The sequence below is a fragment of the Tahibacter aquaticus genome, from assembly GCF_004363655.1.
Lineage (GTDB): Bacteria > Pseudomonadota > Gammaproteobacteria > Xanthomonadales > Rhodanobacteraceae > Tahibacter > Tahibacter aquaticus.
The window spans coordinates 230,283-253,160 of sequence record NZ_SNZH01000003.1 but is presented as its reverse complement, the minus strand read 5'-3'; the positions used below and the strand labels follow the sequence as shown (position 1 = coordinate 253,160).

Here is a 22,878-nt window from a genome sequence, read left to right as displayed (position 1 = left end):
TGGCGGTCGGCCGAGGGCTGGCTGCTCTGACGTAGACTTTTTGCCAATGGGACAACGGCAGATTGCCGCTAGCCGCAGGCGTTTACTTGGTAAGGATCAGTTTGTCGTTGCGCGTGCGGCGCAGGCGGTATTCCTGGCCGAGGTGTTCGATCACCAGCTCGCGCGATTCGCGCAGCAGCAGACGGCTGTCGACCCGGCGTTGCGCCGGTGCTGTCGCCGCTGCCGCTGCCGGCCGCGAAGTTGCAGTGTTGCGGTTGGCCTGAAGTGCAAGAGTGGACGTCATCACCGACATGGTTGGCTCCGGTTCCCGGGTGGGGTGAGCCAGATGATAATGATTCGCATTTAAGTGTCAACCGGTATTTGCACACCGCACTCAGGCGCTGACACCGCCCGCGTCCCACCAGGCTTTCAGCCCGGCCAGATCGCCGTAGTACTGGTCGCGGTCGCAGCGGCCTACGCCGGCAACGCTGTACGGCCCCGGGCCAAGACTGCCGTCGGTGTACTGCCACAGGGTCCAGCGCGGCCACAGCGGCGCAATGGTCGGCTGCGCGGCGTAGTCGGCAGCCCACAGCCAGCACTGTCCCAGCACCGACGTGGCCGAGCTGCCCAGCAGTGAACGCAGATAGCTGCTGCCGTAGACACCAGGCCAGCGCCCGGTCTGCGCCTGCACGTACTGCACGAACTGCTCGGCCTGGGCCAGGCTCATGCTGCTGCCGGCCGGATTCTGTTCCACATCCAGAACCAGCAGATCGCTGCTGCCGGCACCGGCCTGGGCGATGAAATGCGCGGCCTGTGCCGTCGCGTCGCTGCCGTCGCCGAAATGGTAGGCGCCCCAGCGCAGGCCGGCCTGCAGCGCCAGCGGCCGCCGCGCGGCGTAGAGAGGGTCGACATAGTCTGCGCCCTGACTCGCCTTGTGCAGCACGCCGGCAATGCCGGCGGCGGCGAGCCGGGAGAAATCCACCGTCGCGTTATGGTGCGAAAGATCGATCGTCGCATTGATCACGCCAGCCCGCCCCCTGTACGCCGCCATTACGTTGTGGAACTGTACACGACGCTGCAGTGCGGCACTATGCCGCCGTCATCAGCCGCGCCGTGCCGGACACCTGTACCGGCGCACCGGCCACGCCATCGATATGCACCTGCAGCAGCGACCGCATGCCCATGTCTTCGCCCTGGACAATATCGACGCTGCCGCCGTGCGGCCAGCCAAGATCACGCAGATAGCCGCCCAGCGCCGCCGCGGCCGCGCCGGTGGCCGGGTCTTCGTAGACGCCGCCGGAAGCGAACGCATTGCGCGCATGCAGCAGGCGTGGGGATTCGGCATGCACCAGGGCGATGGTGATCAGGCCGAACTGCCGCATCAGGCTGCGCCCCTGTTCCAGTGCGTAGTGCATGGCCGACAGGCGTTCGCGCGAACGCAGGGCCACCAGCAGATGGTCGGCACCGGCATGGATCTGCGCGGGCGGCAGCTGCGGATCGAGATCGCCGGCATTCAGCCCGAACAGCGCCAGCGCATCGTGCAACAGCGCTGCGTCGGCCGCACGGCTGTGCGTAGGCGGCGATTGCAAGGTAGCCGCAATCGTGTCGCCGTCGCGGCGGCCGTGTACGCGGATGGTCGCCTGATTCAACTGCAGCGCGAATTCGCCGTCGCCTTGCTGCAAGGCCAGCGCCGCACCGAGCGCTATCGTGGCGTGGCCGCAGAACGGCACTTCCGATTGCGGCGAGAAATAGCGCACCCGCCAGGCATCGCCCAGCGGCGCGGCAAAGGCGGTTTCGGAAAACCCCACCTCGGCGGCAATGCGCTGCATCATCGCCACATCGGGCAGCGCGGCAGCGATATGCACGCCGGCGGGATTGCCGCCACTGGCGCCGTCGGAAAACGCGGCGATACGCAGAACGTTCATGTGGCAACTCCAGCGATGAATAGGTTGGCCGCAGCTTGGGTTTGCGGCGGCCGATTGCAAGCGGCGGCGCATGGCGGTGCAGGCAACCGCTGCGGCGCCACGCTCCAATCCACGCGAGAACCCCAGCGGATGTACGATGCAGCGCTCGATGGGAGGGTTGTGATGCGCTGGATCATTGCACTGGTAGTGTTGGCCGCCGGACTCGCCGCGGGCTGGTGGATGAGCCAGGCGCCCTCGTCGAGCGCACCCGCCTTGGCAGAACCGGCAGCACCAGCCGCTGCCAGCCCGGCGACATCGAGCGCAGCCGCATCGTCCGCATCACGCGGCGGCACGGCCGCCGGCATTGCCGGACTGCCCGCAGCGCCAGCGCGTGCACGCGCCTCCGCCTCCTGGTCGAAGGAACAGGACGAACTGAGCCGGCGCGCTTATGCCGGCGACGGCCTGGCCGCCGCGCAATGGCAGGACGTCGACCTCACCTGCAGGGCGCTGCAGACGCAGGAGTCACTCAAAGCCCCCGGCCTGCTGAACAGCTACTTCGACGACGATGGCAAGCGCCTGCAGCAGGAAGGCCGGCCACTGCCGCTGATCAACCCCGACGAACACGCCCTGCTGCTGGACCGACGGCTCGACCTGGAACAGCGCAAGACGCTGGCGCAGCAGATCGAATTGCGCGTACAGCAGGTATGCAGCGGCTATGTGACGAGCAGCCCCGGCGACCGCTACGCACTGGCCGAGGTCGCCGCGCGCAGCAGCCGCAAAGATGCATTCTGGACGTTTATACAACAGCCGCCTTTCAGCCTGGATCTCCTGCTCAAAGGCAGTGGCTCGCCGGAAGAACTGACCCAGATGCGCGACTGGACCCGGCGCGCGCCCGCCATGCTGGAACAGCGCAGCACACGCGGCGATGCCGACGCGGTACTCGCCCTCGGCATGGCCTACCTGTTCGGCCCGGACACCCTGCTGCCTGATCGCGTACCGGCGAATTTCATGCTCAACGGCGCCGTGCCGGATGATCCGCAGCAGTCCTACGGCTGGCTCAGTCTGTACCTGCAGATGAATCCCAGCACGCCGCTGTCAGACCGGGTACAGCAATGGCTGGCCCAGTTGGACGACAGCCTCAGCGAGAACCAGCGCGAAGCGGCGCAGCGCTGGGCGCGCGAGCAGCGCGCGAACCAGGCGCTGGCACCATTGGAAGATTGAATGTGCTTAGCGCTGCACCATCGCCACCGCCAGCGGCCGTTGGCATGATCCGCGACTGAAACCAACGGAGACGGGCACGTGGTTCTTTCCCGCAGTGCCGCCAGCGTTCTGCTGCTGGCGGCGTGTTTCGCAACCGGTATCGCCGGCGGCCACTGGATTGCGCTGCATACCGCGGCCCCCTCCGCCTCTCCAGCGAACGCAGGCGATGCCGCCGTTGCGACTTCCGTGGCGGAATCTGCCGGCACAGCAGACCCCACCAGCACCAACACAGCCGCTACGGCAGCGGTGACCGCGCCAGCCCGCACACTGCCGCTGCCGCCTCGCAGCGAGCCCATCGCCGCCTACTACGATGAATTGCTGGCCCAGGCCCGCGCCGGCGACGGTGCCGCCGGCCGACGCCTGGCCGACGACCTGTACGAATGCGCCAACCATTCGCGCCGGCTCGATGCGGTCGAGAACCTGCTCGACGGCGGACGCGGCCGAGGCATGCGCGGCGGCGGCGGTTTTGCACCCGCGCCGGGCAGCGGCGGGCCGCGCAGCGATGGCCCGCGCCGCAACGACCCCAGCTTCGCCGAGCGCCGCCTGGAAGTCGCCGAACGCGAACTGCAGCGCGTGCAGGAAACCGAAAAGCGCTGCGCCGGCATCGAGGCCAGGCAGCAGGTCGACCCGGCCGAACTGATCCGCGCCGCGGCGCTGGCCGGCGATGCCCAGGCCCAGCTCTGCTATGCGCTCACGCCGAACGACTGGAAACCCGATGTGCTGTCGCCCGACTGGGTGCAGTGGAGCGAGCGCTGGAACCAGGAGTCGCCGCAGATGATTCGCCAGGCCTTCGAGAACGGCCTGCCCGAGGCCGCCGTGGTGCTGTCGCAAATGTATACGCCCTGGCAGCCGCGCGACGCGCGCCCCTGGAACGGCCGCCTCGGCGACGATCCCTACTGGGCCTATGCCTACAACCTTGTCGCGCAACAATGGCTGGGCAGCCCTATGCAACAGCGCGGTGGCGGCAATGACTTCGTGGCGCGAACGGCAGCGCGCCTGAGCAGCAGCCAGATCGCCCAGGCCGAAGCCTGGGCCGCTGCGGCAGGCCAGCGCATCCGTTTCCAGCCGCGGCCCGCGCCGGGGCCCGGCATGGATTCGATCTGCGACCGCGTACGCCGCGCTGCGGGGTTCCGCTGATGCGCGCCCTGCCCGCTGCCATCGCTGTGCTGCTGGGCCTGGCCTGCGGCTACGCCTATACCCGTTACACCGCGCCTGGCGACCGCGGCCAGGCCGCAACCGGTGCGAGCGACAGCCCGGCCGGAAACGCCAGCGCCGACAGCGCCACACGCACGCCGCGGCGCGGGCCGCGCACAATCGCCAGCGCTGCAAGCGACAGCGCGGCACGCCTGCGCGAACTCCCGCAACCGCCGCTGCCGCCGGCAACGGCGTCCTGGTCACCGCTGCAGGACAGCCTGCGCCGCCGGGCAGAAGCGGGCGACGCAGCCGCGGCCGCAGAATGGCTGCAGCGCGACTCGCGCTGCTACAGCATGAATGCCATCAGCCTGCGCGACGATTCCACCGAACTGCCGACGCGAAACTTCGTCCAGGCTGTGAGCAGCGCCAGTCCACGCTTTCAGTCACTCGACCCGGGCCTGCCGGAACTGGCAGCGATCGCCGACGAGGACGAACGGCGCAAAGCACTGGGCTCGCTGCAGCAGCGCCTGCGCGACGAATGCCGCGACTACGCACCGCAGCCGCCGTCCGTGCGCTACGCCCTTGCCGAGATGGCCGCGCGCCTGGGTTCGGACAAGGATTTCTGGCGCTTCATCAACGAACCGCCGCTGGTCGCCAACTACAGCCGCGACGTGGAGCAGGCCATCGACTGGGCACGCCGCGCACCACTGATGGTGCAGGAACGCGCGCGCAGCGGCGATGCCGACGCCGCCTATGCGCTGGGCCTGGCATATGCCATCGACAACGCGCGCGAGATGCCCGATCTGCGCCTGCCGCCGCAATACCTCGCCGCGGCCATCGGCAACGACCCGCTGCAGGCCTATCGCTGGCTCAATCTCTACCTGCGCGGCAACGCCGACCCCGATCGCGCAGCCGTGGCGCAGCAGCTGATCGCCCGCGTCGGTGCACAGCTCAGCGCCGAACAACGCGCCCAGGCGCAGCAGTGGTCGCCCTGAAACATCGCGCTCTTGCGCAGCGCCCATTTTTGGAAAATGGATAATTTACACAAGCAGAAGTCGCGGCAGCGCCACGCACCGGCGGCGCCGCCGCGGACCCCGGGGGGCAAGCCCCCCGAAGCCCTGGTCGGATTGGTCACGGGACTTCGTCCGTCCACTCAGCGTTACGGGTTTCCTTTCCCGCCGCGTGCCCACATCCTCCCCGACCGGGGCGAGAGGTTGCCTGCGTGCGCGCGCCGGCGCATCCGGGAAATCCCATGCAGCACAGGACGGCAAACCTACACTGGGCAGTCCCCGTGCAGTTGTTTGTACAAATGCCACACAGCAGCGCAACGCAAGCCCCTGCATTCGCGAAAGTATTTCAAACAGCGGACGCGAGCACTACATAGCACCGGTAGCTCGCCCGCCGCCGTGTCGCGTCCTCGACGATCACTATTCGCCTCAGCACGGAATCATCGCCCTACGCGCCTTCGCCTCACTGCCGGGCCTGGACGCGCGCCGCTGCACAGCGAAAGGGTGGCGCGGCCTTCGATCGCCCATGTCACGGTCAGTGCGCCGGACGGCAACAACCTGTTCGCCGCTGCACCCAGCCGATCCGCCATGGCCGCATCGCCTGCGCCGAGGCGCAGTGACGGTCGCAAGCTGAGACCGCCGCACGACTCGCCGCACTGGCGCAGTGCAGCACGACCTTGGCAGCGCGGCTCCGCTTGCGTTATCCACACGCTGCCGCCAGCAAAGCCGGAAGGCGCTGCTACCCTGTCCGCTGTCGCGGTCGCGCCTGGCACTTCCGCCGTCGCTCACTCCATCGCCCTGCGGGAGATCTATCCATGCATATCTGGCTCGCCCTGGCCATCGCCATCGCCGCCGAAGTGGTTGCGACCACGGCACTCAAGGCCAGTGAAGGCTTTACCCGGTCACTGCCTTCGCTGGTCGTCGTGCTGGGTTACGGCTGCGCCTTCTTCTTCCTGGCGCAGGCCTTGCGCGGCATTCCCGTCGGCGTCGCCTATGCCGTGTGGTCCGGTGCCGGCATAGTGCTGGTATCGCTGATCGCCTGGATCTTCCTGGGCCAGCGCCTGGACATGGCCGCCGTGTTTGGCATCCTGCTCATCCTGGCGGGTGTGACGGTGATCCAGCTTTTCTCCAAGGCCTCGGCGCACTGAAGCAAGGCCATCGAATGGCGCTGAAATTCCGCACGGTTTCCCAGCCAGCCCGAAAGGCCGGCTGCTGAGTTGCGTGCGCGGAGCAGTGCTCAAGACGGGCCGGATATTCGCGAGCAGAAAAATGCGCCGGTCTAAAAGCAAAAATCACTCGACGTGAAGGCTTTGTGATTTCTCGGCCTGCACGTCTTCAGGCAGCCGTTCGTCCGGAATAACACTACGGACGCGTAGGCAATCTGCCGGCAGCGCCTTAGTATCAGCCGCGTAGCAGTTTGGCCGTACGGATTGCGGATGGCCAAATACACCGTATCAGTTGCCGTCAGCAGTTACCGTATCAGTTGCCCGTAGACGCCCTGTTGACGTGGTGCGTGCATACAATTGTAACTATCTGTTTGTATACCGTCGCGCGGCACCACACGGCGCTGCGCAGCAGAACTATCGTCGTGTAGTGCAGGCCAACATCGTGCAAGTATCTGCCGTAGACGCCATCGCCTCGTCCAACCCGCCCGGGTGCGTACGTCCATGAGAGTGCTGGTGACGGGTTCTGCCGGCCGTATCGGCCGCGCCGTCTATGTGCGGCTGGCGCGCGAATGCGAAGTACTCGGGCTGGACCGCACGCCGGCATCGACGGTCGATCTGGTCGGCGATCTCGGCGACCAGTTCCTGCTGCGCCGCGCACTGCGCGAAGTCGATGCCGTCGTACATACCGCCGCCTTGCATGCGCCGCATGTCGGGCATACCGCCGATGCGGAATTCGAACGCATCAACGTGCATTCCACAGCGGCACTGGCCGACATCGCGGTGCGGATGGGCATACGCCGTTTCGTCTTCACCAGCACCACAGCCTTGTATGGCGCCGCAAGCCGGCATGCCACACAGGCCGTCTGGGTGGACGAGGAACTGCCGCCGCAGCCGACCAGCATCTATCACCGCAGCAAGGTAGCCGCCGAAACGGTACTGGCGGTTGCTGCGCGCAACAGCGCCATGTCGGTTACGTTACTGCGCATGTCGCGCTGCTTCCCGGAGCCAGCACACCTCATGGCCAGCTATCGCCTGCATCGCGGCGTCGATGCGCGCGACGTGGCCGAGGCGCATGCGCTCGCGCTGCGCAGCGAAACGCCGGGGCTGCGTCGTTTCGTCATCTCCGGCGCCACACCGTTCCAGACGCAGGATCTTGCCGAACTGCTGCACGACGCGCCGGCCGTGCTGCAGCGCCGTGCCCCCGCCCTGGTACAGGCCTTCGCCCAGCGCGAGTGGCGACTGCCGCGCTCCATCGATCGCGTCTATTCGCCCGCGCTGGCCCTGCGCGAACTCGGCTGGAAACCGCGCTACGGCTTCGAGGAAGTATTGCGCATGCTCGACGAAGACTCGTCAGAGGTGCTGCCACCGAATACGCGCAAGGGCGCACGTTTCGGCGCGGTCTGAAACGCTGCGCGAAACTCCGGTACCGGCACAGCCGTGCCGGTACCGGAGTCGTGCGATTACTCGCCCGCTGCCGCCGTTTCCACCGTCTCTGCCGCTGCACGTGGCTTGCGGCCTCGCTTACGCGGTGCAGCTTCAACAGCTTCGGCCGCGACACGCGGCTTGCGCCCGCGGCGCGGTGCGGCGGCCTGCTCGGTCACCGCTTCGCTGCGCGGCTTGCGCCCGCGCTTGCGCGGCGTGGCCTCAGCCGCTTCGGCGGCGACGCGCGGCTTGCGCCCGCGACGACGCGGAGCTTCTGCAGCAACGGCCGCGTCCTTGCGCGGACGGCCGCGGCGCGGCTTGTCCGTTGCCTCTTCGCTGACTTCGCTCTCGCCGCCGCCGTCCAGGCGTGCACGTACCGCTTTCTTGCCCAGGCTGCGCAATTCCGCCAACTGGGCCAGCTGGGCCGCGCGCGGCGTCGATTTCTTCTGTTCCCAGTTGTAGACCGACTGGCCAGTGACGCCGAGCAGACCAGCCAACTCTGCCGCAGAAAGGCCCAATCGCGTGCGCAATGACTTTAGGCCCTTGGCAACGAAGCGCGTCTGACGTTCGGACGAGCTATCGGCCGCTTCCGCCGCAACTTTGGGTCCCCGCTTGGCCAGCGCACCGACGCGGCGCTCCGACTCCTGCAACTTGCGCTTCAACGCGGAAATTTCTTTGCGGTAGATCACCGAGGCTTTGCGCAGCGGTTCCAGATGCTTGCGCATTTCCTTGCGGCAAAGGCGGGAGATCTCATCCTTGAAGGCAGTTGCGATATTCGGCATGGCGGTCTCGCTGGTGCGTGGCAGTGGAAGGAAACGTCCGATAGTAAACGCGAAGGCACGTGAATGTCTTGCTTTGAATCATGTCAAACCAAAGCAGACAGCGCCAACTTTCCCCGTGACGGACGTCGCCGCGCAAAGATAGCAATTCGGCCCCGGCAAAAAAACCGAATCTGGTACGGAAATGCATACGCAGGGTTTGATGAAATGCAATTGTTTGCAGAAAGGCCGCGTTTGTGCAGGCCAAGTCTGTATTCGTGGACAATGCGCAACGCCGACTCAGGCGGCGGCCTTATGGAAAAAATGTCGCCGACCCCGCCAGAACAGCAGGTCACGCGGAAAAACCTTCATTTTTCCGGCAGAATTTGCCGGGTTTTTGTGCCGAACCATGCCGCTACGGCCGTGGAGAAAACGCAAAGACCGCGGCCTGGCTCTATAAGGAAAGGGGCTTCAGTGGTGTTGCCGGGAACCGGCCAGTAGCGAGCGGCGCTTGCCGCACCGGCGGTATCGCTCAGTGCATTTTGCAGGCTGCGCCGCCCCCGTGCTCCGCGATGATCCGCGGTGAGACCGCACCCTCGCCGCTGCCACGAAGCGATACACGGTTTTTCGCGGGCTTGCGGCTCATACGCGCCCCGCCGCCTGCAAAGCCAGGAATTCGTCGTCGGCAAACAGGCGCGAACGCAGCAGAAAGCGCACGCCTTCGCCGTTCTCCAGCGAAAACATGCCGCCGCGGCCAGCCACCACGTCAATGATGAGCTGGGTGTGTTTCCAATAGGCGAACTGGGCCGGACTGATATAGAACGGCGCATCGCCGATCTCGCCCAGCCGTACATCGTGGTCGCCCAGGATGAATTCGCCCTGGACAAAGCACATCGGCGAAGAGCCGTCGCAGCATCCGCCAGACTGGTGAAACATCAATGGGCCATGCCTGTCGCGCAGCCGTGCAATCAGCTGCAGCGCGGCCAGGGTGGCGATCACTTGTGGCGGATGAGTAGTCATGCGGTCTGCCCTGGCCGGCCGGGCGACGTGAGGCCCGGCCGGCACGCAACGATCAGAAGAAACCGAGCGCCTTGGGCGAATAGCTGACCAGCAGGTTCTTGGTCTGCTGATAGTGGTCGAGCATCATCTTGTGCGTTTCGCGGCCTATGCCCGACTGCTTGTAACCGCCGAATGCCGCATGCGCCGGATACGCGTGATAGCAGTTGGTCCAGACGCGGCCCGCCTGGATCTCGCGTCCCATGCGATACAGACGTGCGCCGTCGCGGCTCCAGACGCCAGCACCCAGGCCGTACAAGGTGTCGTTGGCAATCTGCAGCGCTTCCTCTTCGGTCCTGAACGTGGTGACCGAAACCACAGGCCCAAATATCTCCTCCTGGAATATGCGCATCTTGTTATGTCCTTTGAACACGGTGGGCTTGATGTAGTAGCCCCCCTGCAAGTGGCCCGGCAAGGTGTTGCGCTCTCCACCGATGAGTACCTGCGCCCCCTCCTGGCGGCCGATGTCGAAGTAGCTGAGGATCTTTTCCAGCTGCTCGCCGGAAGCCTGCGCACCGATCATGGTGTTGGGGTCGAGCGGATCGCCCTGGCGAATCGCGGCGACGCGCTGCAATGCCCGCTCCATGAAGCGCTCGTAGATCGACTCTTCGATCAGCGCACGCGACGGACAGGTACACACCTCGCCCTGGTTGAAGGCAAACATGACGAAACCTTCGATCGCCTTGTCGAGAAACGCGTCGTCGACCGCCATCACGTCGGCGAAGAAGATGTTGGGCGATTTGCCGCCCAGCTCCAGCGTCACCGGAATCAGGTTCTGGCTGGCGTACTGCATGATCAGCCGTCCGGTCGTCGTTTCGCCGGTGAAAGCGATCTTGGCAATGCGCGGACTCGACGCCAGCGGCTTGCCCGCTTCCAGGCCAAAGCCGCTGACCACGTTGAGCACACCCGGCGGCAGCAGATCGCCGATCAATTCCATCAGCACCAGAATGCTGGCCGGCGTCTGTTCCGCCGGCTTGAGCACGACGCAATTGCCCGCGGCCAGCGCCGGCGCAAGTTTCCAGGTCGCCATCAGCAGCGGGAAATTCCACGGGATGATCTGGCCGACCACGCCCAGCGGTTCGTGGAAGTGATAGGCGATGGTGTCGTGGTCGATCTCGCCTATGCCGCCTTCCTGGGTGCGCACGGCCGCGGCGAAATAGCGGAAATGATCGGCGCAGAGCGGAATATCCGCATTCAGGGTTTCGCGTATCGGCTTGCCGTTGTCCCAGGTTTCCGCATAGGCCAGCAATTCCAGGTTCTGTTCTATGCGTTCGGCGATGCGATTGAGTACCGCCGCACGCGCGCTTGCCGCAGTGCGGCCCCAGGCGGCCCGTGCCGCATGCGCGGCATCGAGCGCGGCTTCCACATCGTCCTTGTTGGACCGCGCGACGCGGGTGAATACCGCGCCGGTGACCGGCGTGATGTTTTCGAAATATTCGCCGCTTTTCGGCGGCAGCCATTCGCCGCCTATGAAATTGTCGTAGCGCGGCTTGAAGATCGAGGCAGGGTCGGTGGCGTAGGCTTTGAGCGAAGTGACGGCATTCATGGCAGATCTCCGGACGCGGGATGGCGTGACACAGCCGTCGCAAGGGCAATGCCAGAAATGACCTGCTGCATCGCGCCATGCATGCACGTGCCGGCATCCGGGACAGTCGCGCGCTTTGTGCTGCAACGCAGGACGCCACGGGTTGCTTGGCCGCAGCGACTGTGCTGTTTATCGGGACACAGTGCTGCAGCACTGTCGCAATTTGAGACAGAGGAGCAAGGAATGGCCCGATTGCTGATACAGCCCGATCTCGGCCAGGCCCGGCGCGAGTTCTTCGAGCGCGGTGGACTGCCGGTCGGCCGCGTCACCGAAACCATTCTGCAATCCTGGCGCCGCTGCCAGCGCCTGGGCCTGGCCTCCGAGCGGCTGCCGTCGATAGAACCGGTGCCGCAGATGCGCCTGCGCGAAATGCGCGAACGCAACGAACGGCTATGGCGCCTGGCACGGGCCGAGCTGGACGCCCTCGGTGCCGATGCCGTCGGGGCCGGCAGCATCGTGATACTGACCGATGCGGACGGATGGATTCTCGAATCCATCGGCCACCCGCAATTTCTCGACAAGGCCGGCCGCGTCGCGCTGATGGCCGGCACCTGCTGGAACGAGGCGCAGGTGGGTACGAATGCGATAGGCACCGCGATCGTGGAAAAACGCGCGGTGGAAGTGCGCGGCGGCGAACACTATCTGTCGCTGCACCGCATCCTCAGCTGCTCTGCCGTACCGGTACACGATCCCTATGGCGACGTCGTCGGCGTGCTCGACATCAGCGGCGACTCCGGCGTGCCGCCGATGCATGCGCTGGGCCTGGCCCGGCACGCGGTCGCCACCATCGAACACCGCTATTTCGACCAGAACCTGCCCGGCTGCGAGCTGCTACGCCTGCACCGCGATCCGGCACTGCTGGGTTCGGTGCGCGAAGGCCTGCTGGCGTTTCGCGACGGCCGCCTGGTCGCGGCGAATTCGGCCGGACTGCAGCTGTTCGGCCTGGACCGGCGCGAACTCGGCCGCATCCGTTTCGATGCCTTGTTCGACGATGCCCTGCCACGCCTGCGCGACGATGGCGTGCTGCTGGACCGCCATGGCGCCGCGCTGTACGGCGGCGTTCAAAGCCCGCTACGCAGCACACGCGCAACCGGCCTGCCGTCGGCACCGGCCAGTGTGGTGACCGAAGCCGTGCTGTTCGATGCCGACCAGGAAGCCGCACTGGCCCGTGCCGAGCGCGTACTGCAGGCAGGCCTGCCGGTGCTGCTGCTCGGCGAAACCGGCACCGGCAAGGAAGTGTTCGCGCGCGCCCTGCACCGGCGCGGTGCACGCGCGGCCAGGCCCTTTGTCGCCGTGAATTGCGCGGCGCTGCCGGAAGGGCTGATCGAAGCCGAACTGTTCGGCTACGAAGACGGCGCCTTCACCGGCGCGCGCCGCCAGGGCAATGCCGGCCTGCTCCGCCAGGCCGAGGGCGGCATCCTGTTCCTCGATGAAATCGGCGATATGCCGCTGGCGCTGCAGCCGCGCCTGCTGCGCGTACTGCAGGAACGCGAGCTGCTGCCGCTGGGTGGTGGAAAACCGGTAAAACTGGATTTTTCTCTGATTTGCGCCACCCACCGCGATCTCGCCGGCGCCGTCGCGCAAGGGCTGTTCCGCGCCGATCTGTACTATCGCATTGCGCACTATCTGGTCGAGCTGCCGGCCTTGCGCCAGCAGCCGGGTCGAGCTGGGCTGGTGCAAAGCCTGTGGCAGCGCTTGGCCGCGTCGCGCACGCTGTCGCCCGCGGCATTGGCCGCACTGGCAGCCTACGACTGGCCCGGCAACCTGCGCCAGCTGCAGTCCTGCCTGCGCATGCTGGTCGCTCTCAGCGATGCGCACGACGGCATCGACTGCGCCGACTTGCCCGGCTACGTCACCGCTGCGCCCGTGGCAGTAACGGCAGCCGCTTTCGACGACGGCGCGCTCGACAGCATCGAGCGCGCCGCCATGCGCCGCGCCCTGGCCGACTGCGACGGCAATGTCAGCCAGGCGGCACGACGGCTCGGTATCAGCCGCAGCACCTTGTATCGCCGCCTCGGCAGCAAGCCCGGCAGCGCCGGCTGAGCCAGCCGCCGCCACGACAGCGGCGCGCTATTTCACCTGGCGTTGGTAGTACTCGGGCAACGGTGCGAAGCCCATAGGCAGCTCGTACAGGCGGTCGGCCAGCTTGCTGCGGCGCACGGCGTGCTCGGGCTGGTTGGCCAGTTGGCAGATTTCGCCGGGACCGCGCTTGCCGAATTTGTGCGGGGTGCTGTCGGACAGAGGAAAGGCGGGGGCGCACCGTCGATATTCCACCGGGTTTCGCTGGCGATCGGGCAGGAACACGCCCTGCGGCAGCGCCATCGTGTGTCCGGTGCTGCTGCCGGTATTGCCGGAACAGTGACTGTCGCGGCCATCGACATCCACGCACGGCGCATCGATGTCGATGGCCGGCGCGCACCGTGATCTGCTCAGGCGTCCGTCGCCCGATCGCTCACTTGTCCAAACGTGAACCGTCGGCTGCGTCGACGCGGGCGGTAGCGGACCGCGCATGCCCGGTGCCGAGCAACACAGCGCTGCTTCGCGACGACAACCCCTGCCTGAGCAGGCAAAGCGCCGTTGCGGGCATGCACCCCTCATCGATGTCGAATTTTTTACAGGCTTGCGACAAACCGCGCCGCCGTCGCAGTTCTGCCTCCATACGCTGGCAAGTATTCTGTATTTGTGGCAAAAATCTTTTACCGGCCGGGGGGCCGGTCCCGTGCGAGCCATGCTGCTGCAATGTCGGCCAGGTAGTTTCGCCGGCCGGCCTGCAACACGGGCCGCTCGCCGTTCAATCAATCAGGAGTTTCATCAATGCGCATCATGGGAATGATGGTCGCGGGCGCGCTTGCGCTTGCCGTCGGTGGGGAAGCCAGGGCCTGGTCGCAGGAAACGCACCGGCGCATCGTGCTCGACGCCGTGCAGTACATGAAGAACAACCCCGCCACCACGCGCTACGCGCGCCTGGCCGCCTGGGCGCAGAGCGCCGGCATCAGCATCGACCAGCTCGCCCAGGTGCTGGGCCAGGGCGCCTACGACGTCGACGATTTCCAGGACACCTTCATCTGCGGCGCCATCACCGGCGACTGCCAGCGCGCACCACTGTGGTCGACCGCGGCCTCGCTGGCCCACTACACCTCGTTCTGGCATTTCCAGAACCATACCCGCGGCAGCGACGCCCACGGCAACGATTTCGGCGGCTACAACTACAGCCAGCTGACCCAGGCCGGCGATGTCGACGAACTGGCCGCCGGCTGGCTGTGGAACGACCACCTCGACGACGGCAACGGCGGCATGAAGGGCTGGTTCTCCGACGGCAGCAAGTACAACACCTACGGCATCACCGAAGCGCATTACCGCATCGGCAGCAGCTCGTCGCCGTCGATGTACCAGGATTACCAGAACTTCCCGTTCCAGCCCATCGACAACCTGGGCCAGTACTGGTGGAGCCAGTTCCTCGCCAGCCCGACGCCGCAGACCGTCGGCTACGTGCTGCACACCACCGACCTGCTGCAGCCGCACCACACCTGGACGACCAGCGGCAACATGCATTCGGGCTGGGAAACCTGGGTCAACGACTATTACTACAGCGAAGGCTTCAACAACGCCGCCGCGGTGACCACCGCGCTGAACGACGGCACCTTCAGCAAGTGCACCGGCAGCAGCGCGGTCAGCGACATCCGCGGCGTGCTGACCCAGGGTGGCGCCTATTCCTACCGCACCGGCGGCATCGTGCTGTCCTCCGACGCCCATGCCGACCGCGTGCGCGTGGCCAAGGACGCCATTCCGCATGCGATCGCGATGGCCGTCGTCGTGCTCGACTGCGCCGCCTTGCGCGTGGCCAATTGAGCATCGGCCGACCATGCCCGTGACGATGCCTGCACCACTGCCGCTGCGCCCGGGGGCGCAGCGGCTACTCTGCGCCGTCGCGGCGCTGCTGTTGCCCGCCATTGCCGTCGGCCATGGCCAGGGCGCCGCAAGCGCAACGCAGGCAGCGCTTGCCGCGACGCCGCTGGATCTTCCCGCCGCCACGGCAGATGCCGACATCGCCCGCGTCGACGGCGAACGCATAGGCCGCAACGGACTGTTGCTGCTGCAGGCCTATCTGAGCCTGGAGCAGCGCAAGCCCAGCCTGCCGCAGTTGCGCGACGAAGTGATAGAACAGCGCCTGCTGGCGCGCCACGCAGAAAAAACCTTTACACAAGCAGAATTGTTTCCCGAGCAGCGCGTCGCGTTCGCACCGCAGGCCGCCGTGGACGACCGCCTGGTCGGCCTGCTGCGCACGCTGTACCGCGACCGCCTCGACAGCGCGCTGCAGGCCGAGGCGGGCAACGACCTGGCCAGGGCCATCATTGCGCAGACGCTGCCCGATGCCGCCGGGCTGCAGGCGGCACTGGGCGACCCGCGCCGCCTGCGCGTGGAATACCGCCTGAGCGAATCCGAGCAAGCCGCTGCGGCCCAGCTGCAGCTGCTGCACTACCGCCTGCCCAGCGGCGGCGAAGGCCGCATCAGCCTGGCCGACATCTATGCGCGGCAGAACGTGCAGGGCCGCATCAGCCTGCACCAGCTCGATCGCGACTTCCTCGCCGCCCAGCTGCGCACACGCCTGCTCGGCCTGCTCAGCGTCGACTGGGCCAGCCGCCAGGCCGGCGTTGCCGCCATCGCCGAACTGCGCCGCAACCTGTACGACCGCGAGCTGGCCCGCGCCCTGATGGCGCGCTACGGCCTGGGCACCGACATGCATGCCAGCAGTGAACATTTGCAGGAATTGCGCAGCCGCGTCACCCAGGCCGAGGTAAACGCCTGGTACGACGCCGACCGCGAGCGCTTCCGCCGGCTGGAACGCGTGCGCGCGCGGCATATTCGCCTGGCCGACCAAGCCACAGCCGACCGTGTCGCCAGGCTGCTGCGCAAGGACGGCAGCAATTTCGCCGAGATCGCGCGGCAGTTTTCCATCGCGCCCGACGCCGCCGGCGGCGGCCAACTGGGCTGGCTGGCGCGCAAGAACGAAGCCGACTGGTTCAGCGAACTGGCCTTCGCCCAGCCGCCGCAGCGCAACAGCGCCGCGGTGCGCACGCCAGCGGCCACCGCGGCAAGCGCACAATGGGAAATCGTGCGCGTGGACGAACAGCAGTTCGGCCATCATCCGCGCGATTCGGAAACCGTGCGCTACCTCGCCGCCCAGGCCATTGCCGAGCAGAAGGCGCGGCAGGAATTCGCCGCCCTGCGCCAGCGCCTGCAGGCCAAGGCGCGCATCGTGCTGGCACAGCAGACGCCGGCAACGGCAGCGCTGCGATGAAACCGCAACGGCGGTCATCGCTGTGGGCACTGGCACTGCTGCCGCTGCTGCTGCTCGCCTACCTGCTGCTGCAGCGCAGTGGTGCGACGGCACAAGCGCCCGGCGCTGAGCCCCATGCGGGGCGCCAGAACGCAGCGACAGCACCGCGGGCCAACGACGCGGCGCCAACCGCCGCCCGCGACGGCGCAGCACGCTCCCACGCCGCGGCCAGCGCGATCCATCACGAGGCGGGCGATCGCAGGCAGGAACGCAGCGCTGCCGCCAACACCAGCAGCAGCGCCGCCCTGCCGGCGGTACAGGCCGATGCGGCGCTGAGCCTCGCCGATGCACTCCAGCATGGCGACGCGCGCAGCCCGCCCATCGCCCGCGACAGCGCGCCGCAGGAAGCCGCGACGCCGGCAGAACTGGCCGATCCCGTCGCCTACCGCCGCTACGAAAACCGCCAGCAGGCCAGGCTCTACCGCGCCTACGAGCGGGAAGCGGCGATTGCGCTGAGCGACATGCAGCGCGACCTGCAGCGCGCACGTGCACAAAACCTGCCGCCGGAACTCATTGCCGAAGGCGAGGAAAAGGCGCGTATGCTGCAACAGACGCTGGAGGCGGTACGCAACGGCGAGATGCGCTGAACGCCCGAGCCTGCAGTTGCGGGCTCGCGGGGCAACGCACAACTACGTCCGCCTTCAGGAACGCCACACCGCCGTGTCCATACCGACCTCCACAGCGTCGCATACGATACTGGGCTCGCTCAGCGACGCCACCGCAGCTACCTCGCCCGGCGAAGCCGCCGTCCCCGCTCCGCATGTGCGCGTATTGCGGCTGGCGGACTGCCCTGGCCATATGGCCGAACTTCGCGCCTGGTTCGAAAGCGAATGGGCCGACTATTACGGACCCGGCGGACCCGGCGACGCGGCGCGCGACCTGGAAGAATTTGCGCGCGAGGAAGGCATTCCCTCGGGCCTGGTCGCCGTACGTGGCGACGAGTTGTGCGGCATTGCCGTGCTCAAGCCCGATTCCATTCCCAGCCTTGCCCACCTGCGCCCCTGGGCCGGCGCCGGCCTGGTCAAGCCGGACCTGCGCCGCCAGGGCATCGGCGCGCTGCTGTTGCGGGGCCTGCGCAAGGAAGCACGCCGACAGGGCTATACCCGGATCTACAGCGCCACCGCGACGGCCGAGACGCTGCTGCAGCGGCTGGGCTGGCGCAAGATCGACAGCGTTGCGCACGAAGGCACGGTGCTGGCGATCTACGAAGTCGATACGGGTGCCTGAGATTACGGCGTTGCGATGTGGCTGGCGGCGCAACTCGCTGGCGCTCATCGCGCCGGACGAAGCTGCGGCGAGGCTGTATGTGGCGCCATTCGCGGCGCCGCGCCCTACGCAAGCACGGCCTGGAACTCGTAGGGTGCGATGAGCGCCAGCGAATTGCACCGTCGCTGACCCCACCCTCAAGCCCAGACACTGTTCGCCTCGCCGGCCTTGCCACGTCTTGCCACCGCCCAGGCCAGCGCAGCGAAGGCACAGGCCAGGACCAGCGCGGTGAGATCGACGCCGTACAGCGCGCCATGCCCCGCCGCCGCGCTGCGCCAGAACCACCAGCCGCTGGCAATGCCGTGAGCCAGCGGAATCGAGGCCGTCAGCACGGCACTGAGCCATAGCAGTTCCTGCGCTGCTCGGCGTGGCCGCCGCAGAAAAGCCCAGAGCAGGCAGACAGCCCAGGTCAGGAAACAGGCCCAGCGTTCCAGCACGATGCCCGCCGCCAGCCATTCCGGCTTCAGGCCGGCCAGCTGCGCTGCAACGAACGCAGCCGAGATCGCCGCGCAGATACCGATACAGGCGCCGACCGTCAGCCTTGCCAGGAAAAAGGCGCCGCGCGACTGCTGCGCCTGGCGCCGCTTGCGCCGTGTCTCTATCCACAGCAGGTTGCCCGAATAGAACAGGAACGCGCCGCCCAGGCCGAGCAGGAAATACAGCCACTGCACCGCCGCATTGCCGAATTCGCCAAAGTGCAATGCATACAAGGTTGCCAATGTCGCATGGTTTGCATCGCGCGAACCGGCCAGCTGGGTGCGCAGCACTTCACCCGTGCTCGCATCCAGCGCCACCGCGCCCAGCGGCGCCAGCGCCCGTGGCGCGGCGCCGGTGATCTCGACTTCTGCACTCGCATTGCCGGCCAGGCGCAGCTTGAGATAGGCCGGCTCGAAATCCGCCAGCCCCCGCGCTTTCGCCGCCTCGACCGCCCGCGCCCGCCACTGCGCCAGACTGCCCAGCGGTGCCGCATATTCTACCTTATCTCTTTGTGGATAGGTATCCAGCGCCTGCGGCAGGGCCGCCATCAGGCCATTGCCGAAGATCAGCGGATTCAGCGCCGTCATGGCGACGAACAGCAGGCACAGCAGCGCGCCGCTGATGGCGAACAGCAGGTGGAACGGCAGGCTCAGCACGCCGATCACGTTGTGCGCATCCTGCCAGTAGCGCTTGAGATTGTGTCCCGGCCGCAGCGCGAACAGATCCTTGGCCAGGCGCGGCAGATGAATGACCAAGCCCGATACCAGGGCGATGCCGTAGAGCAGGCTGACCAGCCCCATCAGATACGTGCCCGCTATTGGCAGGCCCAGCGTGTAGTGCAATTCGTTGACCAGTTCCGACAGGCCGGTCTGCGGTGGCTGCGGGCTGCCGTCCAGGTTGTCCAGCGTGGCGAACAGCCAGGTGCCGGCTTCGTCCTGCCAATAGGCGATGGGCTGCGGCGACTCGTCGCCGGGAAACATCATGCCGACGTGTTCGCGCGCCTTGGCATGCCGCTGCAGCACGCCGTCGAGCAGGTGCTGCATATCGTCCAGCGTGCCGACCGGCGTCTGCGCTGCCTGCCAGCGCTGCAGATCGTGATGGAAGACGGTGATCGCGCCGGCATAGAACGCAACGAACAAGGCCAGCCCGGCGACCAGGCCGGTCCAGGTATGCAAGGCAGTGAAGGTGCGCAAGGTGACCGCGCTTAGCTTCATCGGACGCACCTCAGAGTACCCATTGCTGCCATTGCAACAACCATAAAATGCCCAGGGCAGCCGCCGCGGCCAGGCTCAGCCACGACCAGGCGGCAACCGCCGTGCGAAACAGGAAAGTCGCGCAGAACACGCCGACCCATAGCGGAAAGAACGCGGCCAGGCCGCCGACCAGGCTCGCCTGCCAGGGTCCGGGCAGGCACCAGCAGACCAGCCCGACCAGGCCGGCGGCGAGAAAGAAACCCGGCACGGCGCCCGCAGCGGCGCGGCCCCACATCAATCGTTCTCCGCCGCAGCGGCCGCAACAGAAACCGCACGCGGCCACAGCAGCGCCGCATACGGCAGCACGACCAGGCCGAGCATCCAGGCCACCAGCATGGCGCAGCTGCCGGCGCCCCAGCCCAGCGGCACCTGCGCCAGCAGCAGCGACAGCAGCGCGGCCAGCGCGCCCGCCGCCCGTAGCAGCCGCGGCGAAAGCGCGGCACGCCAGCGGCTATGCGGCGAAGACAGGTACAGCAGCAGCGCCGAAAGCAAGGCCGCGGCCAGCGCCAACAGGGTCAGCATGCGGCCCTCACCATTGATAGCGCAGCGTCGCCGTGACATTGCGCTCGTAGCCGTAATAGCACCAGAAGCCGCTGTTGCAGACCGAAATGTATTCCTTGTCGGTGGCATTGCTCGCGTTCAGCTGCGCGCGCCAGGCGCCCAGGTCGTAGTGCACGGCCAGGTCGAGCAGGGTATACGACGGCGTTTTCCACACGTTGTAAATGTCGCCGTAGTGATCGCCGATATAGCGCACGCCGCCGCCGAAGCCGAAACCGGCCAGGGCGCCTTCGGTAAAGGTGTAGTCGAAGCCGGCCGACGCCTGCTGTTCGGGCACCAGCGCCACTTCCTTGCCCAGCGACGGCAGGTCGGTGCTGCGCGTGACTTCCGAATCGGTATAGGTATACGCGCCGTAGACACTGAGGCCGCGGCCGATATTCCAGCGGCCTTCCAGCTCGATGCCCGACAGCTTGGTTTCGCCCTGCTGCACCTGGAACAACGTGTGGTTGGGGTCGATGGTCTTGGCGTTCTGCTGGGTGATCTCGAACGCCGCCAGCGTGACCAGGCCGTTGCCGCTGGCCGGCTGGAACTTGATGCCCGCCTCGACCTGCTCGCCCGTGGTCGGCACGAAGGCGCGGCCGCTGAAATCGCTGCCGACAGTGGGCTGGAACGACTGCGAATAGGCGACATAAGGCGCGAAACCGCTGTCGAACAGATAGCTCAGGCCGACGCGGCCGGAGAACTTGTCGTCCTTCTGCGTGGCGCTGGTATGCGCAATGAGGTCATCGGTATCGGTATCGACCCAGTCCTTGCGCCCACCCAGGGTGATCAGCCAGCGCTCGATCTGGATCTGGTCCTGCAGGTAGATGCCGACCTGCGACTGGCTCTGGTCGGTATGGCTGGTATAGGCCGGGATGACGATGGGGCTGCCGTAGACCGGATTGAAGATATCCAGCGGCGGCGCACCGAAGGCGAAGGCCGAGGCGTAGTCGTTGCGCGAACGGCGGTAGTCCAGCCCGACCAGGAATTTGTGTACAACCGCGCCGGTACCGGCCGACCACTGCAGGTTGTTGTCCACGCCGAAGGTCGTGGAATGCTCTTCGGTGGGGAAGTAATAGCGCGTCAACGTGCGCAGGTCGGCCCCCAGGCCGAAGGCGCCGATGCCAGCGCTGGGGTCGATGTCCGCCTCGCCGTAGCGCAGGTTCTGCTGGAACACCAGATCGCCGGCGAAGGCATGGCGGAATTCGTAGCCGATCGACGTCAGATCCTTGTCGTAGTCGTTCTGGCCCGGCTCGCCGGTGAAGCGGTTGCCCGGAATGCGCCCGTTCGGATTCGGCAGCAAGGTGCCTTCGGCCGGCAGAAAGCCCGCGCCCGAGGCAGTTTCGGCTTTCTGGTAGCGCGCCAGCAGGGTCAGGCTGGTCTGCTCGCTGGGTTTCCAGGTCACCGCAGGGGCGATGAAGTAACGATCGTCCTCGATGTAGTCGACCGAGGTATCGCTGTTGCGCACCAGGCCGGTCAGGCGATACAGCCAGGTGCCGTCCTCGCTGAGCGGACCGCCGATATCGAAGGCCACCTGGCGCAGTTCGAAACTGCCGGCCTGCAGTTCGATCTCGTGCAGCGGCACTTGCGTCGGCCGCTTGCTGACCATGTTCACCATGCCGCCCGGCGGCATCGCGCCATAGACCACCGACGACGGCCCCTTCAGCACTTCCAGCTGCTGCAGGCCGTAGGGCTCAATGCGCGTGATGCCGGTACCGGACCCGTCCGGCAGGGCCAGGCCGTCCATGTAGCGCGCCGGCGTGAAGCCGCGCACCAGCAGCCAGTCGCTGCGCGAATCCGTGCCATAGCCGCCGCCCTGGGCGCCGGCCGTATACCAGACCGCCTCCTCCACGCCGTGGATGCCGCGCTCGCGCATCTGCACATCGGTGATCACTGAAATCGACTGCGGAATTTCAACGATGGCGGTATCGGTCTTGGTCACCGTACCGGTGTTCTTGACGATGGGCGCGGTGACCTCGACCGCTTCCAGCGTATCTGCCGGTGTTGCCGACTCAGCCTCGCGCACCGCGCCGGCCTGGGCGGCAGACCCGGCGATGCTCGACAACAACAACGCGATGCGCACAGCCGCGGACAGGCGTGCACACGCGGGACGGCAAGATTTCATACGACGACAACTCCCAGACAAAGACCGGCGCCAGCGCGACCGCGCGTAAATGCCCCATTCGGCCGTGCCGGGACATGCGATAGCGACGCAGATTAAATCAAATGGGAATCATTCGCAGCAATACGATGGTCGCGGCAGTGGCGGCGAGCGATGCCAACCGGGTGTAACCCCGGTATCCGAACACTCCCTGGCCATAAGCCCGGTGCAGGCGAACAACGCGCGGAAGAGACATCGACCTCGGCGCCAGCAGCAGCGGCAAGATCGACCATTGGCTCCCCTACGTCGTTACGGTCACAGCCACCGCGATGCTGAAGTTCGCCTGCGGCCCAGCGCCAACCTGCGCCAGCCCTGTTTTACCGTTGCCGTTGCCCGTGATTGTGTTTTGGCTGCGGCCGTTGCTTCTGCGCGCAGGAAGCGCGCGCTTGTCCCGGGGCCCCGTCTGCCGCGGTGAGGCCGCGGAGGGAAAAGCCCGCAGGGTCGCGGCCAGGGATGGCCGCGGGTCGGCGCAGGGGACAGGATGTCCCGTGCGTCGACCGCCGTAGCGGCCTCACGGAGTTTCGGGCCAGGGATGGCCCGAAACCGCGGCATCCGGGGGCCCTTTCTCTTTGCCT

At 66.8% G+C, this 22,878-nt stretch carries 21 protein-coding genes; 10 read left to right on the top strand and 11 right to left on the bottom strand.

All coding sequences use genetic code 11. From position 1 onward, the window contains the following. Positions 1–82 precede the first annotated feature (82 nt). The 3 genes from hemP to DFR29_RS06605 all read right to left on the bottom strand — a co-directional run bounded on the left by hemP (position 83) and on the right by DFR29_RS06605 (position 1,904). Positions 83–283: a hemin uptake protein HemP gene (gene hemP, locus DFR29_RS06615; protein ID WP_133817948.1), complete on the bottom strand. Its 201-nt coding sequence runs from the start codon at positions 281–283 to the stop codon at positions 83–85. A gap of 90 nt (positions 284–373) precedes the next feature. After that, positions 374–1,003, bottom strand: coding sequence for a glycoside hydrolase family 25 protein (locus tag DFR29_RS06610; protein ID WP_166653919.1), 630 nt, complete (start codon positions 1,001–1,003; stop codon positions 374–376). Between the two features lie 64 nt (positions 1,004–1,067). After that, positions 1,068–1,904, bottom strand: coding sequence for a PhzF family phenazine biosynthesis protein (locus DFR29_RS06605; protein ID WP_133817795.1), 837 nt, complete (start codon positions 1,902–1,904; stop codon positions 1,068–1,070). Positions 1,905–2,066: 162 nt separating this feature from the next. On the opposite strand from DFR29_RS06605, the gene DFR29_RS06600 reads away from it, so the two are divergent. The 5 genes from DFR29_RS06600 (at position 2,067) to DFR29_RS06580 (ending at position 7,854) form a co-directional block, all read left to right on the top strand. Next, a complete protein-coding gene (locus DFR29_RS06600) occupies positions 2,067–3,104 on the top strand; it encodes a hypothetical protein (protein WP_133817794.1) in 1,038 nt (345 codons plus the stop codon). A gap of 78 nt (positions 3,105–3,182) precedes the next feature. Further along, positions 3,183–4,280 (top strand): hypothetical protein, encoded by a 1,098-nt coding sequence (locus DFR29_RS06595; protein WP_133817793.1) that lies wholly within the window; start codon positions 3,183–3,185, stop codon positions 4,278–4,280. Then, positions 4,280–5,272 (top strand): hypothetical protein, encoded by a 993-nt coding sequence (locus DFR29_RS06590; protein ID WP_133817792.1) that lies wholly within the window; start codon positions 4,280–4,282, stop codon positions 5,270–5,272. The genes DFR29_RS06595 and DFR29_RS06590 overlap by 1 nt, the downstream gene beginning before the upstream one ends. Before the next feature lie 827 nt (positions 5,273–6,099). Then, positions 6,100–6,432, top strand: a complete 333-nt coding sequence (locus DFR29_RS06585; RefSeq protein WP_133817791.1) for an SMR family transporter — start codon at positions 6,100–6,102, stop codon at positions 6,430–6,432. 531 nt (positions 6,433–6,963) lie between these two features. After that, complete coding sequence (locus DFR29_RS06580) at positions 6,964–7,854, top strand: NAD-dependent epimerase/dehydratase family protein (RefSeq protein ID WP_243745976.1); 891 nt, start codon at positions 6,964–6,966, stop codon at positions 7,852–7,854. A 56-nt stretch (positions 7,855–7,910) separates the two neighbouring features. Here the strand turns inward: DFR29_RS06580 and DFR29_RS29625 are convergent, their stop codons facing one another. From DFR29_RS29625 to adh, 3 genes are all read right to left on the bottom strand, one after another. Then, the gene (locus tag DFR29_RS29625; protein WP_208113524.1) at positions 7,911–8,654 is read right to left on the bottom strand and encodes a helix-turn-helix domain-containing protein; all 744 of its coding nucleotides are present in this window, start codon (positions 8,652–8,654) and stop codon (positions 7,911–7,913) included. 618 nt (positions 8,655–9,272) lie between these two features. Then, entirely contained in the window at positions 9,273–9,650 is a 378-nt protein-coding gene (locus DFR29_RS06570; protein ID WP_133817789.1) for a DUF779 domain-containing protein, read from the bottom strand. Positions 9,651–9,702: 52 nt separating this feature from the next. Continuing rightward, complete coding sequence (gene adh, locus DFR29_RS06565) at positions 9,703–11,232, bottom strand: aldehyde dehydrogenase (protein WP_133817788.1); 1,530 nt, start codon at positions 11,230–11,232, stop codon at positions 9,703–9,705. A gap of 222 nt (positions 11,233–11,454) precedes the next feature. Here adh and DFR29_RS06560 point away from each other — a divergent pair, with 222 nt between their 5' ends. After that, the gene (locus DFR29_RS06560; RefSeq protein WP_133817787.1) at positions 11,455–13,314 is read left to right on the top strand and encodes a sigma-54-dependent Fis family transcriptional regulator; all 1,860 of its coding nucleotides are present in this window, start codon (positions 11,455–11,457) and stop codon (positions 13,312–13,314) included. A gap of 27 nt (positions 13,315–13,341) precedes the next feature. Here the strand turns inward: DFR29_RS06560 and DFR29_RS06555 are convergent, their stop codons facing one another. Further along, a complete protein-coding gene (locus DFR29_RS06555) occupies positions 13,342–13,593 on the bottom strand; it encodes a hypothetical protein (RefSeq protein WP_133817786.1) in 252 nt (83 codons plus the stop codon). A 492-nt stretch (positions 13,594–14,085) separates the two neighbouring features. On the opposite strand from DFR29_RS06555, the gene DFR29_RS06550 reads away from it, so the two are divergent. The 4 genes from DFR29_RS06550 to DFR29_RS06535 all read left to right on the top strand — a co-directional run bounded on the left by DFR29_RS06550 (position 14,086) and on the right by DFR29_RS06535 (position 17,836). Then, complete coding sequence (locus tag DFR29_RS06550; RefSeq protein ID WP_133817785.1) at positions 14,086–15,120, top strand: phospholipase C/P1 nuclease family protein; 1,035 nt, start codon at positions 14,086–14,088, stop codon at positions 15,118–15,120. A 13-nt stretch (positions 15,121–15,133) separates the two neighbouring features. After that, positions 15,134–16,570, top strand: coding sequence for a peptidylprolyl isomerase (locus DFR29_RS06545; protein ID WP_166653918.1), 1,437 nt, complete (start codon positions 15,134–15,136; stop codon positions 16,568–16,570). After that, positions 16,567–17,196, top strand: coding sequence for a hypothetical protein (locus tag DFR29_RS06540; RefSeq protein ID WP_133817783.1), 630 nt, complete (start codon positions 16,567–16,569; stop codon positions 17,194–17,196). Before DFR29_RS06545 ends, DFR29_RS06540 begins: the two co-directional genes overlap by 4 nt. A gap of 73 nt (positions 17,197–17,269) precedes the next feature. Continuing rightward, entirely contained in the window at positions 17,270–17,836 is a 567-nt protein-coding gene (locus DFR29_RS06535) for a GNAT family N-acetyltransferase (protein ID WP_133817782.1), read from the top strand. 176 nt (positions 17,837–18,012) lie between these two features. Here the strand turns inward: DFR29_RS06535 and DFR29_RS06530 are convergent, their stop codons facing one another. Genes DFR29_RS06530 through DFR29_RS06515 form a run of 4 tightly spaced genes read right to left on the bottom strand, consistent with a single transcriptional unit; the run spans position 18,013 to position 22,267 of the window. Then, entirely contained in the window at positions 18,013–19,566 is a 1,554-nt protein-coding gene (locus DFR29_RS06530) for a PepSY-associated TM helix domain-containing protein (protein ID WP_133817781.1), read from the bottom strand. A 10-nt stretch (positions 19,567–19,576) separates the two neighbouring features. Next, positions 19,577–19,840 (bottom strand): hypothetical protein, encoded by a 264-nt coding sequence (locus tag DFR29_RS06525; RefSeq protein ID WP_133817780.1) that lies wholly within the window; start codon positions 19,838–19,840, stop codon positions 19,577–19,579. Further along, the gene (locus DFR29_RS06520) at positions 19,840–20,127 is read right to left on the bottom strand and encodes a hypothetical protein (RefSeq protein WP_133817779.1); all 288 of its coding nucleotides are present in this window, start codon (positions 20,125–20,127) and stop codon (positions 19,840–19,842) included. The genes DFR29_RS06525 and DFR29_RS06520 overlap by 1 nt, the downstream gene beginning before the upstream one ends. A gap of 7 nt (positions 20,128–20,134) precedes the next feature. After that, positions 20,135–22,267, bottom strand: coding sequence for a TonB-dependent siderophore receptor (locus DFR29_RS06515; protein WP_133817778.1), 2,133 nt, complete (start codon positions 22,265–22,267; stop codon positions 20,135–20,137). Positions 22,268–22,878: the final 611 nt, after the last annotated feature.